Genomic DNA, 12751 nt, shown 5'->3' on the forward strand with positions numbered 1-12751 from the left:
CATGTTACGGCAAGCGTTCAGTTTTCCCGCGCCGCGGAACCGAGCAATTCCCGCCAGCGAAACACCAGCGCCGTCACCGCGATCATGGCAATCGCGAGCACGATGAGCAGCACGACGGCGCCGGCCGGATTCACGGCCACCAGCTGCAGCTTCTGCCCGAGCCCGCGTTCGTCGGGCAGCAACGACTGCACGATGCTCATGGTCTGCCGCAGCATGGAAATCCGGCTGATCTGCGTGGGCACGCTGCCCAAACCCACCTCGATGATCGCACCGTAGGCGAGGCCGACGATGATGTAACGCGAGGTCAGCATGCCGCAGAGAAAACCAAAGGCGCTGAACACGGTGATCACGAGCACCTGCGCCAGCAGCAGCTGCGGCACGGCGGCCGCGAGGTCCGGCACCCGGTGGAAGAGCCCCACTCCCACCACCGTGGCGAGCGCCAGGAGAAAGTTGAGCTGCAGACAAGCCACATGCGACAGGAAGCGGAACACCACGAACGCCGGGCGCGTCACGGGCCGCGTGAAGAGATAATCGATTGAACCCGCCGCCAGGTCGTCGCGGATCGCACCTCCGCCGGCGATGAATGCGATCAGCGGCGTCAGGAAGCAGATGTAAAACGTCGCCGCCCACGGCAGAAAATCCGTCGCCGCCGCGCCCGGATTCGGCGCCGCCGGAATCGAAAACACCACGAGCGCCGCGAGCATGCCGACGAGTTTCAGCGCGTGCCCGAGGCTGAGGTAACGCCGCACGGTCAGTCGCCAGATGCCGCCGAAGGCATGCCAGGCGTTGGGCGCGACGCCTGCAACGGTTCGAGCAAGGGACACAGGCGCGTTCATGGTTCGTGGGGGGCGTCGATTGCCTTCTCGAGCAGCGACGCCGTGCTCTGCACCTCGAAGATGCGAACGCCGCTCTCGAGGAGCGTTTCGTGAAACTCGCCGTTGCCGTAGAAGCGGCTGGCATCAAGCCAGCGCACATGCAGCAGGCCGGCCTCGGCCACGATGTCGCAGCCGCGCACCAGCCCGCGATCGAAGAGATGCCGCGCGAGCTTGTCGGGCGCATCGCAGCGGAAACTCGTCGCGTCCGGCCAGCGGGCGCGCGCATCGGCCGAGGTCGCGTCGTTGAGCGAACGCGGAATCCGCCCCCAGCGCAGCAGCAGGAACTCCGCGCACAACGCCTCGAGATCGTGGAGAATGTGACTCGAGATCAGCACGCTCCGGCCGTCGCGCGCGAGTTCGCGCAGGACATTCGCCATGTCCTCGCGTCCCATCGGATCGAGCCCGTTCATCGGCTCGTCGAGAATCACGAGCTCGGGCTCGTGCAACAGACATTGCGCGAGCTTCACGCGCTGGCGCATGCCCTTGGAAAGCGCGGTGAGACGCTTCGACCAGTGCGCCGACGCCAGCTTCACCCGATCGAGCGCGGCCCGCGTGCGCGTTTTCGACTCCGCCCCGGAAAGACCCGAAATCATACCGAGCGCCACCAGCCAGTCGAACGATCCGATCCCCGGCGGCACCGACTCAATTTCCGGGCAGTACGCCAGCCGCGCCTGAACCGCAGGGTTGTTCCACGGCTCCGCGCCAAACACCCGGAGCGTGCCGGAGCTCGGCTGGATTTGTCCGAGCAGCAGACGGAAGAGCGTGGTCTTGCCCGCGCCGTTGGGCCCCACGACGCCGGTGATGCCCGGCCGGATCGTGAACGAGACGTTGTTCAAACCGAGAATCATCCCGTAGAACCGGCTCAGGCTCTCGCCCTCCACGATCGCACGGGAGTGCAGGCATCCCGCCCGCATCGAATCGGATTCCGGCGGGACGGCACCGCGGCCATTGTCTTCAGCGTGCGCACTCATTCGGGTCGAAGCCTCCGCAAAAAAACAAACGATCCCAGCAGCACGAAGCCGGCGAGACTCGCCAGCGCGCCGGCATAGCCCTTCGGCTGAACCTTGTCGGCGGCGCCGCGGAAATTCTGCGCGACGCGCTGATCCAGCAGCGGCAGCGTGTCGCTCGCCAGCGTGAGCGCCTGGTCGAGTCGGAACGTCCCCTGCCTCACCTGTTCGAGATTGTACGTGAAACTCGCGCGCCGCAGCCATTCGGGCGCGCCCGGCGGTTTCGCCACGGCGCCCAGCACCAGCCAGAGTCCCATCCAGAGCACCGTGGTCGTGCGCGAGGTCCGGCTGATCGCGGACACGCCCAGCGTGATCGCGGCGAGGGTGACAAGCGCGATGCCGTGGAACGCGAGCGCATGGCCCAGCGGCGGAATCGAGTGCACGATGAAATCGCTGCTCGGCGCAAAGGCCACGCTCAGCAGCCAGCCGAAGAGCAGCGGCCCCGTCCACATCAACACCAGCACGCCGACGATCATCCCGAGCTTGCCCGCGAGATAGTCGCCCGACGTGAGCGGACGGGAGAGATAGACCGTGAGAGCGTTCGTCGCGCGATCGCGCGTGATGAGCCGCGGCACCATCGCCGTGAGCGCCACGAGACTGAGAAGCAGCCCGAGAAAGGAGTGCAGCCAGAAAATCAGCGTGAACCAACCGCCGATACAGATATCTGGATACAGCAGGATGAACGCCCCCAGCACCGAGGCCATCGCCTCCGCGCGCGGTCCAAGAAATTCGGCGAGGCTCGCCAGCCAGCCGCCCGTCGCGATCGACTGGCTGAACAAAAAGCCCAGCGCCGCCAGCACCGCGCCGCCACTCCATGCGGCGGCGAGCAAGAACTTGAACAGCCGCAGCCGCAGCAGTTGCCGCAGCCCGGTGGAAATCATCGTCCACCGGCGATAGCCGACACCGCGCGGGGTTTCGCCCCAGCGGCTGAGATCAAGGCTGGCTTCCATGGGCGGTACCGATCGATTGGATGAACAATTCGTGCAGGGCGTCGGGATTTGCGACGATCTCGGCCGGCGGCAAACCGTGGGCGCGCATCAGCTGCAGAATCCACTCGATCGAATCGGACTCCGATTCCACCCGCAGCTTGCCATTCGAGAGCCGCGTGAGTTTTGCGCCCGTGGACGTCAGCACGGTGACGAATCGCTCCACCTCCGACGCCGGCGCGAGTTCCACAATCCGGCGATGCCGGTTCTTCAACGCCACGATGCTGTCGTGTTCGAGCAGCCGGCCGTTGCCGATGATGATCACGCGATCGCAGACGCGCTCGACGTCGCGCAGCAGGTGCGACGACATGACGACGCTGATTCCGAGGTCGCGCCACAGCGAGCCGATGAGCTTCAGGATGTGCTCGCGTCCCGAGGGATCGAGGCCGTTGGTCGGCTCATCGAGGAAGATCACCTTCGGGTCATGCACGAGCGCCTGCGCCAGTTTCACGCGCTGGCGCATGCCCGTTGAATACGTGTCGACCGGGCGATAACGCTCCTGCCCCATGCCGACGAGATCGAGAATCTCATGCGTGCGCTGCCGGGCCACCCGCATCGGCATGCCGGACAGTTGCCCGCAATATGTGACGTATTCACACCCGGCCATGCCTGCGATGTGGCAATCCTGCTCGGGACTGTAACCCACGCGCTCGCGCGACGCCCGGTTGGCGGCACGAATGTCGCGACCGAGCACGCGCGCCGTGCCGGTCGTGGGCGTCTCGAGATTGAGCAGGCACTTGATGAATGTGCTCTTGCCCGCACCGTTGGGCCCCAGCAATCCGATCGTCCCGGGCGGCACTTGCACGGAAAAGTCCACCAGCGCCGGCTGCGATCCATAGGTTTTCCCCAGCCCGCGGGCCTCGATGATGAAATCACCATCGGCCCGCTCCGGGAGAGGAGGCGGAAGAGTGGAAAGTGTGGTGGCTTGCAACGCGGGACAGGAGTTTCGGCCGATGGCTTCTGGTGCACTACACGCCGCGCCAGGTCGAGGTTACAGAAATCTGTTCACGCCGGCCACGACACAGCGATTGAGCGTACGCACGGCAACAAACGCGGGAGGCGTTCATCCACGCCACGTCATCAATCCCGCCACCCCGGCCACCGCCAGCACCGCGCCTGCGCAATAACTCCAGCGCGGTCTCGCTCCCTCGAGCCACAGCGCGAACGGAATCGTCAGCAACGGCGCCGCCGCGACGATCGGCTGCACGATGCCCGCGGGCGTGGAGCGCAGCGCCCATTGGAAACACGTCACGCCCAGCACCGGCCCCGTCAGGGCATTCGCCGTCACCCACGGCCACGCCGTCGGAAGATCGCGCATCAGCGGCGCGCGCGGCCGGACCAGCCGGTACACCAGCCACGCCACGACCAGCCCGCCGATCACGCGCTGATACGCCGCCGTTCCCGGATCCACCGGCGCGTGCGCCGCCGCGGCGACCATGAAGGCCTTGCGACTGATCACGGCACCGACGCCCTGACCCACCGCCGAAAGGAACGCCCAGGCCACGCCGGCCCGCCACGCCCCGGGCCGCGCGGGTTCGGCTTCGAATGGAAACAAGCCGAGCGAGACGCCGGCCAGCGTCAGTGCGACGCAGATCAGTTGGAGCGCCGAAAGCCGCGTCCCCAGCCAGAGCCATTCCACACTCGCGGCCACGATCGCCGAGCCACACTGCACGATCAGCGTCGAAAGATTCGAACCGAGCCGCGGCAGCGATTGAAACATCGCCACTCCGCCCACGCCGAAGCCCACCACGCCGCCACCCACAAACCACGGCAGCGCCGGCCCCGTCCACCCCCCGCCCGCCAGATGCGCCCACGCCCCGAGCAGCACGGCCGCGACAGCGAGCCGCCAGAAATTGGCGCGCAGACTGCCGAGCAGGTGCGCTGCGCGATTTGCGAACACCGGCGTGACCGCAAAAAACAGCAGCGTGCCGAGCGCGCCCATCATGGCGAAGCCCTCCGGTTCCACTCCACGCCCACGGTGAACGTTCGCCCCGGTGCCGGCAGAAAAATCGCCGTGGCCGCGGGCACGCGCGCGACATCGAGCACGCCCGCCGTGCTGGCGATGCTACGGTGATCGCCGAGATTCCGCGCGTCGACGAACAGCGTCCAGCGTCCGCCGATACGCCAGCCAGCCCGCGCGTGGGCGAGCGTGCGGCCGCCATAACCAAGGCGGTGCGCGTGATCGGCCCACGTCGTCCCCGCAACCCAATCCGCGCCGACCGCGGCAAACGCTCCGCGCGGAAACTCCGCGAGCCATTCTGCGGTTCCGGTGTGCGGCGGCATGCCGGCGAGCCGCCCGGATCCATGGATCGTGTCGCTGTCGAATGTCGCGCGACTCCACGCAGTGGATACCGCCAATGACCAACGCACCGGCTCGGTCACGAATCGCCAGCGCAGCGCCACTTCGACGCCGGCGTGCGTCGTCGGCCCCGCATTCACCGCGCCGCGCGCGGCACCACTGGCGTCCGCGAGCCGCAGGATTTCGTTGCGCCACGCCGCCCGGTATACCGCCGCGTCCCACGCCCACGCAGCCGCACTCCCGCGCACGCCGATCTCGGCCGTCACCGCCCGCTGCGTGGCCAGCGGCTGCAGGGTGCGGCGCAGGTTCGGATACGGTCCAGCCACCACCACGAGATCGTCAAATGTCGGCGGCTCAGCCACGGCCGACACCTGGCCGAGCAGCGTGCAGTCACGCCAGAAGCGCCATTGCAGGCCCGCCTGCGGCAACGTGTCGTGCGACTCCACCACCGAACGCGGCGTGACTCGCAGGCGATCGGCTATCGTCCGCCGGGCCATCAGCTGCGCGAGACCCGCGGTGCCGATCACCCGCCGCGTGATCGCCCAGGTATCCTCGCCCTGTACCATCGCTGTGAAGGGCGTCAGCTCGTCATCGGCGAAGTGCGGCCCGCGCTGCCCGGCGTCGTTGCGCCAACGTTTCACCGTGCGCCAGCCCCGTGACGCCGTCGCCGCCACGCGCAACCGGTGCGTCGCGCCGCCCACGTCCAAGCGCGGCGCGGCCATGAGATGCACGCTGACGTCGTCACTGCGGGAGTCGCTGATTCCGTTCGCCTGCAACTGCTGGAACCCGTCCGTGGTGCGGCCCCACGCGATGCCGCCCTCAAGTTCGCGCGCGACGGTGTGCTGGCCGACTGACGCCGTCACGCGGTTGAAGGTCGAAGCACGGTGCGGCTGGTCGCGACTCACATCCGACGAAACGCTGCGCGGCGCCAGCAACGCCTCCGCCCAGGTCAGCGGCCCGGGCACGTCGTAACGGGCGTCGACGTGATACCACGCCACCGTCGCCTCCGTGTCGCCGCCCAGTCGGCGTCGCAACGCAGTTCGCATCGCCTCCCGCCGCTGCGCGCTGTGCGCCCGAAACCCGTCCTGGGTCTGGAACGAGACGGCTCCGGACGCGGCGTAGTTATCCCGGACATATGTTCCCCGCGCGTGGCTCCGCCAGGCGCCGAACGATCCCACCTCGGTCCGAAGCGCGGCGGCGGCCTCCGTGGGCCACATGCGGTCGTCACCGCGCAGATCCAACGCTCCGCCCATCGTGCCAGGCGCGGTCCGCCAGCCGTCGAGTCCGCGCTGCACCTCGACGCGCGTGGCCAGTTGCGGATCGAGCAGTGCGCTGTTGAACGAACCGTCCGCCAGCCCGAGTGGGAGTTGATCGAGGAGCAGGGAGAGACCACGGCTCGATGGCGCGCTCTGAATGCCGGAGCCGCGAATCGAAAGTCGTGGCGGCTCGAAGCCGCCGAAACTCTCCAGCATCATCGCACCGGGAATCTGGCGGAAGGCATCGGCCAGCGTGGCGACGGCCCGGCCAGACCACGCTTCCGCCGGCAACACGGCAGTGGCCCGCGTCGGCGCCGCACCCGGCGTCAGCCGCGTTTCGATCACGATCCACGGTGCAAGCACCTGCGGCGCGTCCGGCTCCTCCGCATACGCCCCTCCGGTAAGGAGGGCGACGGCGAGGATCCGGGCGCGCATGGCGTCACCGCTTGTACAGCGGCCGGGCGGTGTAGCGGGTATGCAAGAGCGCGTGCGCGCGTTCGCCGAGCGGCTGGCCGAGGAACTCCTTGTAGACGCGGATGACCTCGGGGTTCTCGTGCGAGCAGCGCACGGCGGCGTCACGGTCATCCTGATACAGTCCGGCGGCGCGGAGCTTCCGGCGCTCGTTGTCTACGCCGTAGGGCTGGCCGCCACCGCCGATGCACCCACCCGGACACGCCATCACCTCGATGAAGTGATACGGCGTCTCCCCGCCGGACTTGCGCGCAGCCCGGACCCGGTCGAGGACCTGCTCGACGTTGGCCAGGCCGTGCGCGACGGCCACGCGCACGGGAGTGTGCTCGATCATCACCGTGCCTTCCTTGACGCCCTTCAGGCCGCGCACCGCCTCGAGTTCGATCTTCGGCAGCGCCTTGCCCGTGGCGTAGAAATAAGCGGTGCGGATCGCCGCCTCCATCACGCCACCGGTGGCACCGAAAATCGTGCCCGCGCCGGAGTAGTCGCCGAGCAGCGAGTCGGCGTGGCCGTCCGCGAGATTCAGGAAGTCGATGCCGGATTGCTTGAGCATGCGCGCGAGCTCGCGCGTGGTGAGCGCGACGTCGACGTCCTTGTGCCCCGACGCGTACATCTCCTCGGTGCGCGACAGTTCATATTTTTTCGCGGTGCACGGCATGATCGAGACGACGAACATCTTCGCCGGATCGAGTCCGAGCTTCTGCGCGTAGTAGGTCTTGGCCAGCACGCCGAGCATCTGCTGCGGCGACTTGGCGGTGGAGAAGTTATCAATGAAATCGTAGTGATTCTTCTCCATGAAATCCGTCCACGACGGACAGCACGACGTGATGAGCGGCAGCGCGCCGCGCTTGTGCACGAAGCGCTGGATGAACTCGCTCGCCTCCTCGACGATCGTGACGTCCGCCGAGAAGTTCGTGTCGAACACGGCCTTGAAGCCCAGCCGCCGCAGTGCCGCATAGAGCTTCTTCGTTAGGTTCGTGCCGGGCGGCAGCCCGAACGCTTCGCCGACGGTCACGCGGACCGAGGGTGCGATCTGGACGACGCAGATCTTCTCGGGGTCCGTCAGTGCCTCCCACACCAGCGGCGTCTCGTCGTTCTCCACGATGGCGCCGGTGGGACAGTGCGCCGAGCACTGGCCGCACTTCACGCAGGGCGATTCAGCAAGCGTGATGTCGCCGGCCGGAGCCATGCGGGTGTTGATGCCGCGATCGAGGAACGACAACGCCCAGACGTTCTGCACGTCCTGGCACACCTGGATGCAACGGCCGCATTTGATGCACTTCTGGAAATCCAGGATGATCGAGCCGGTGGAACGATCGGGCGGGACCTCCTTCACGTACCGCTTGATCGACTCGAGCGGGATGTTGAAATCCGCGGCGAGCGACTGCAGCTCGCACTCACCGTTGCGGCCGCAGGTCAGGCAGGCCTGCGGGTGGTTCGAGAGGATGAGTTCCAGGGTCGAGCGCCGGACGTCCACAATCTCGCGATCGTGCGTCGTGATTTCCATGTCATTCTCCAGCGGCGTGCAGCACGCGCGCATGAACTTGTTGGCGCCCTTGTTGCGGACAATGCAGATGCCACAGGCGGCGGTGGGCAGCAGATCCTTGTGCTTGCACAGCGTCGGGATGTTGACCTGCACGTGGCGCGCGGCGTCGAGGATGCTGGTGCCTTCCGGGACCTCGACATCGAGCTGGTTGATGCGGGCTTTGATCATGGTGCGGCCGGGTTGACAGTGACAGGCGCGCCCGCCGGAACGGCCTCGGCCGTCGACGGAGTTTTCGCGGCACCCGCCGCGGGACGCGTCATCTTGCGGGCGTAGCTGGGGCCACCTTCGATGAACGCCTGATATTCCTCGTTGAAGTACCGCAGGGTGGAGAGCACCGGGTTGGGCGCGGTCTGGCCCAGACCGCACAGCGACGCGCGCTGCATCGCGAGGCAGATGCGGCGAATTTGCGCCACGTCCGCAGCGCCGCCCCGGCCCCGCGAGATCCGATCGAGGATCTGCAGGAGCTGGTATCCACCAATCCGACACGGCGCGCACTTGCCGCACGATTCGTCGACGCAGAACTTCAGGTAGAACTTGGCGACGTCGACCATCGAGTCGGTCTTGTCCATCACGAGCATGCCGCCCGAGCCCATGATCGAGCCGAGCTGCTGCAGGGTTTCGTAGCTCACCGGCGTGTCGAGGTGCTGCACCGGGATCACGCCGCCGGAAGGACCGCCCGTCTGCACGGCCTTGAGGTCGCGGCCTTCGAACACACCGCCGCAGACGTCGTAGATGATCTCGCGCAGCGTGGTGCCCATCGGCACCTCGACGAGCTGGGCGTTGCGCACCTTGCCGGTGACGGCAAAAACCTTCGTGCCTTTCGAGGTGGCGGTGCCGTAGCCCGCGAACCACGCGCCGCCCTGCAGCAGGATGGCCGGCACGGACGCGAGCGTCTCCACGTTGTTGATCGCCGTCGGCTTTCCCCACAGGCCTCGCACGGACGGATAGGGCGGCCGCGGGCTCGGACTGCCGCGACGCCCTTCGATGGAAGCGATCAAGGCAGTTTCCTCGCCGCACACGAAGGCCCCGGCGCCGAGCCGGATCTTCGCGTCGAAGGAAAAGTCGCTGCCCAAGATACGAGGCCCAAGCAGTCCCAGTTCGCGCGCCTGCGCGATGGCGCGATCGATCCGTTCGACGGCTTTCGGGTACTCGGCGCGAATGTAGAAATAGCCCTGCGAAACGCCCATCGCATACGCCGCGATGATCATGCCCTCGAGGACCGCGTGGGGATCGCTCTCCAGCACGCTGCGATCCATGAACGCGCCGGGATCGCCCTCGTCGCCGTTGCAGATCACGTAGCGCTGCGCGGCCGGCTGCGACCGCGTCAGCTGCCACTTCATCCACGTGGGGAATCCCGCGCCGCCGCGACCACGCAGCGCGCTCGTTTTCATCTCGGCGATCACCTGCTCCGGCGTGAACTCGAACAGCGCGCGGCGCAGCGCCTGGTAACCCTCCGCGCGGCGCAGATAATCATCGAGACTGTCGGGATCCACCTTGCCGCAATGCCGCAGCACGATGCGCACTTGTTTGTCGGGCACCTTCCACAGCAGGTCATCGAGCACCCGACCCTTCACCACCGACTCCGTCACGATGCGCGCAACGTCGGGCGCGAGGACGTTCGCATACGTGACGCCGGACGGCAGCAGCTGCACCACGGCGCCTTCATCGTACACGCCGAGGTCAAGTGCACGGACCACCTGGACGGCGCGACCGGGCGCGGAGCGTTTCAATTCCTCGACGAACGACGACTGGAAGAAAGCCGTCTTGCTGCCGGCTTCGGGCCCGGTGTCACGGACGAGAAGATGCGTCACGGGAGCCGTGAGCGTCAGGCCGCGCTGCCGGCTCGCGATCACACTGTCGTCGAGCAAGCGATGAGCCACCAGATGCTCGTCGACGATGCGCGCGGCAATCTCGGGCGTGACGCGACCGTAGTGCACCGGCGGCAATCCAGCCGCCTGCACTTCGACCACGGGATCGGCGAACGAGTAGCCGATCGAACCGGCGCGCAGCAGGGCGAACGAGAGTGTCCGCTCCTCGCGCAGCGACTTCAAGGCGTTGAACACGATTTCCGCTCCGGCGGCGATGCCACCGGTGTCGAGTTGCACGCGGATCCATTCCGGCGGGTCGATGACCGGCTGGGTGGCCAGCGCCTCAAGTTGCGCGCGGGTGATCGGGTTCATGGCGTCGCCTCCTTCTTCGCCTTGATCGCGGCGATGTGTCCGGCGATTTCCGACGGTTTGACGTGTCCGCAGGTCTTGCCGTCGACGACCATCGCCGGCGCCATGCCGCAGCAGCCGATGCAGCGCACGACATCGAGGTGAAACTGCCGGTCGGGGGTCGTCTGCCCTTCCGCAATGCCGAGCTGGGCGCGGACCTCGTTCAGCAGATCGGCCGAACCCTTCAGGTAACACGCCGTGCCGTTGCACACCGTGAGCGTGTGAGCCCCCGGCGGCTGCAGCTTGAAGTAGTGGTAGAACGTGATGACCTCGTAGATCCGGGCCAGCTTAACGCCGAGTTCGCGGGAGAGCTCCATCGCCACCTCGCGCGGCACGTAGCCGTGCTGGTTCTGGATCGCGTGGAGGATCATGATCAGGTTGCCCTCCTCGTTGCGCCAGCGGGCGACGTGCTGCTGGACGTCACGCCGCACCGTCGAATCCAGTTTGCGCTGCAGCCGGCGGAGACGCTCCAGCTTCACGTCGACCAGGCGCGCGACCTCCTCGGAGACGTCCCGCGGCACGAAACCATGCTGCTGCTCCAGTGCTTCGAGCATTTCGAGCAGGCTCGCTTCATCGTGACGCCCGAGATCCGCAGGTCTCGTGACGTGTTCCGCGTCCAACCCGGCGGCGGAGCTTTTCATGGCGTCGCCACAGTACCAATACCCATGGCCCGGCACTTCGCGCGAGTTGTTCAACGCTGTGCACTTCTTGCAGGCCCGGCTCAGCCTCGGACACAGGGCGTGGAACCGTTTCGCCTGGCAGTGCTTGCGGCAAAAATTGTTCGCAGGGAAAACGCCGCGCGCCGAGGACGATTTTCCGTGTCACCGGCGGAAGCGAGCGGCACCCTGCCCGCGTGTCCCCCGCTGACTTCATCGATCGCCATCCCGGAGAGCTGCTCGGCCGGCTGCAGCAGCTGGTCGGCGTTTCCACCGTCAATCCGCCCGGCGAAAACTACGACGCGATCACCAAGTGGCTGGTGCATGAGCTCGAGGACGTCGGTCTCCGCACGCGGCGCTTTCCGATCCCGGCCGCGTTGATGAGGAAGGAGCTGCCGCCCGAGCAGCACGGCTATCCGCGCTTCAACGTGCTCGGCCAGCGGCCGGTGGCGGGCGCGCGGAAGACGATCCATTTCAACGCCCATTACGACGTCGTGCCCGTATCCGGAACCTGGAAACACGGCAGCCCGTTCAGCGGCGCAATCGAACGCGGATGGATGTACGGCCGCGGCACCGCGGACATGAAGGGCTCGATCGCGAGTCTGCTGATGGCGATGCGCGCACTCCGGGCGACCGGCACCGCGCCGCGCATGAACGTCGAGATTTCGTTCACAGCCGACGAGGAAACCGACTCCGCGCTCGGCACGGGCTGGCTGGTCGCCCACGCCCCCATCAAGCCCGACTACGCCGTCGTGATGGAGGGCGGCGAGGGCCGTCACGTGTGCTGCGGCCACAACGGCACGCTCTGGCTGGAAGTGCACGTCCACGGCCGCCCCGCGCACGGATCGCTGCCGGCGAAGGGCATCAACGCCCTGGAAAAAATGGCGGCGCTGGTCCGCGCCTTCGACACCTACAAGCACACGCTCGCGCAACGCACCTGGAAAACACCGGAGGGAAAACTCCACCGGCCGACCGTGAACCTCGGCGGCGTCTTTCACTGCGGCGAGGGCGCAAAGATCAACACCGTGCCGGCGTTAGCCAGCTTCACCATCGACCGGCGCGTCATCCCGGCCGAAACCCATGCGGCCGCCGAGCGCGAGTTGCGCGCCTTCCTCGTGAAGGCCGCGCGGCAGATCCCGCAGTGCACGATCTCGGTGCACAAGATCTCGGAAAACTATCCGTGTTTCTCGGAGCCGACGCATCCGTTCTTCAACGCCATGGCGGGCTGCGTCACCCGCGTGCGGAAGGAGAAGACCAAGTTCAACGTCTCCACGGGCTTCAACGACATGCATTTCTTCTCGCATCACCTGAAGATTCCGACGCTTGGGTACGGTCCCGGTGGCATCGACTATCACGGCGTCGACGAGCGGGCCGAGGTGAAGGAACTGATCGCGAGCGCGAAGATTTACGCGGAGCTGCTGACGACGTTTGCGGGTTGA

10 protein-coding genes are annotated in these 12751 nt (G+C 67.0%); 1 reads left to right on the forward strand and 9 read right to left on the reverse strand.

Annotated elements, in window-relative coordinates; all coding sequences use genetic code 11:
• Positions 1-17: 17 nt before the first annotated feature.
• The 9 genes from ACLJEU_RS26655 to ACLJEU_RS26695 all read right to left on the reverse strand — a co-directional run bounded on the left by ACLJEU_RS26655 (position 18) and on the right by ACLJEU_RS26695 (position 11297).
• Complete coding sequence (locus ACLJEU_RS26655; RefSeq protein WP_414664636.1) at positions 18-836, reverse strand: ABC transporter permease subunit; 819 nt, start codon at positions 834-836, stop codon at positions 18-20.
• The gene (locus ACLJEU_RS26660) at positions 833-1846 is read right to left on the reverse strand and encodes an ABC transporter ATP-binding protein (protein WP_414664637.1); all 1014 of its coding nucleotides are present in this window, start codon (positions 1844-1846) and stop codon (positions 833-835) included. Before ACLJEU_RS26660 ends, ACLJEU_RS26655 begins: the two co-directional genes overlap by 4 nt.
• On the reverse strand, positions 1843-2832 hold the full coding sequence (locus ACLJEU_RS26665) for an ABC transporter permease subunit (protein WP_414664638.1): 990 nt from the start codon (positions 2830-2832) through the stop codon (positions 1843-1845). Before ACLJEU_RS26665 ends, ACLJEU_RS26660 begins: the two co-directional genes overlap by 4 nt.
• The gene (locus tag ACLJEU_RS26670) at positions 2816-3799 is read right to left on the reverse strand and encodes an ABC transporter ATP-binding protein (protein ID WP_414664639.1); all 984 of its coding nucleotides are present in this window, start codon (positions 3797-3799) and stop codon (positions 2816-2818) included. The genes ACLJEU_RS26665 and ACLJEU_RS26670 overlap by 17 nt, the downstream gene beginning before the upstream one ends.
• A gap of 132 nt (positions 3800-3931) precedes the next feature.
• Positions 3932-4813, reverse strand: coding sequence for a DMT family transporter (locus ACLJEU_RS26675; protein WP_414664640.1), 882 nt, complete (start codon positions 4811-4813; stop codon positions 3932-3934).
• Positions 4810-6858, reverse strand: coding sequence for a TonB-dependent receptor domain-containing protein (locus ACLJEU_RS26680; RefSeq protein ID WP_414664641.1), 2049 nt, complete (start codon positions 6856-6858; stop codon positions 4810-4812). The genes ACLJEU_RS26675 and ACLJEU_RS26680 overlap by 4 nt, the downstream gene beginning before the upstream one ends.
• Positions 6859-6862: 4 nt before the next feature.
• On the reverse strand, positions 6863-8608 hold the full coding sequence (locus ACLJEU_RS26685; RefSeq protein WP_414664642.1) for an NADH-dependent [FeFe] hydrogenase, group A6: 1746 nt from the start codon (positions 8606-8608) through the stop codon (positions 6863-6865).
• Positions 8605-10620 (reverse strand): NADH-ubiquinone oxidoreductase-F iron-sulfur binding region domain-containing protein, encoded by a 2016-nt coding sequence (locus tag ACLJEU_RS26690; RefSeq protein WP_414664643.1) that lies wholly within the window; start codon positions 10618-10620, stop codon positions 8605-8607. Before ACLJEU_RS26690 ends, ACLJEU_RS26685 begins: the two co-directional genes overlap by 4 nt.
• The gene (locus ACLJEU_RS26695; protein ID WP_414664644.1) at positions 10617-11297 is read right to left on the reverse strand and encodes an NADH-quinone oxidoreductase subunit NuoE family protein; all 681 of its coding nucleotides are present in this window, start codon (positions 11295-11297) and stop codon (positions 10617-10619) included. Before ACLJEU_RS26695 ends, ACLJEU_RS26690 begins: the two co-directional genes overlap by 4 nt.
• Before the next feature lie 212 nt (positions 11298-11509).
• Here ACLJEU_RS26695 and ACLJEU_RS26700 point away from each other — a divergent pair, with 212 nt between their 5' ends.
• Positions 11510-12751, forward strand: a complete 1242-nt coding sequence (locus tag ACLJEU_RS26700; RefSeq protein WP_414664645.1) for a M20 family metallopeptidase — start codon at positions 11510-11512, stop codon at positions 12749-12751.

It is taken from the genome of Terrisphaera buseokensis, assembly GCF_047521145.2.
GTDB lineage: Bacteria > Verrucomicrobiota > Verrucomicrobiia > Opitutales > Opitutaceae > ER46.

What these genes read in the sequence shown, in the direction of transcription:
- ACLJEU_RS26695 (WP_414664644.1), bottom strand. Translation starts at nt 11,297, where the DNA reads ATGAAAAGCTCCGCCGCCGGGTTGGACGCGGAACACGTCACGAGACCT.
- ACLJEU_RS26655 (WP_414664636.1), bottom strand. Translation starts at nt 836, where the DNA reads ATGAACGCGCCTGTGTCCCTTGCTCGAACCGTTGCAGGCGTCGCGCCC.
- ACLJEU_RS26675 (WP_414664640.1), bottom strand. Translation starts at nt 4,813, where the DNA reads ATGATGGGCGCGCTCGGCACGCTGCTGTTTTTTGCGGTCACGCCGGTG.
- ACLJEU_RS26660 (WP_414664637.1), bottom strand. Translation starts at nt 1,846, where the DNA reads ATGAGTGCGCACGCTGAAGACAATGGCCGCGGTGCCGTCCCGCCGGAA.
- ACLJEU_RS26665 (WP_414664638.1), bottom strand. Translation starts at nt 2,832, where the DNA reads ATGGAAGCCAGCCTTGATCTCAGCCGCTGGGGCGAAACCCCGCGCGGT.
- ACLJEU_RS26680 (WP_414664641.1), bottom strand. Translation starts at nt 6,858, where the DNA reads ATGCGCGCCCGGATCCTCGCCGTCGCCCTCCTTACCGGAGGGGCGTAT.
- ACLJEU_RS26690 (WP_414664643.1), bottom strand. Translation starts at nt 10,620, where the DNA reads ATGAACCCGATCACCCGCGCGCAACTTGAGGCGCTGGCCACCCAGCCG.
- ACLJEU_RS26685 (WP_414664642.1), bottom strand. Translation starts at nt 8,608, where the DNA reads ATGATCAAAGCCCGCATCAACCAGCTCGATGTCGAGGTCCCGGAAGGC.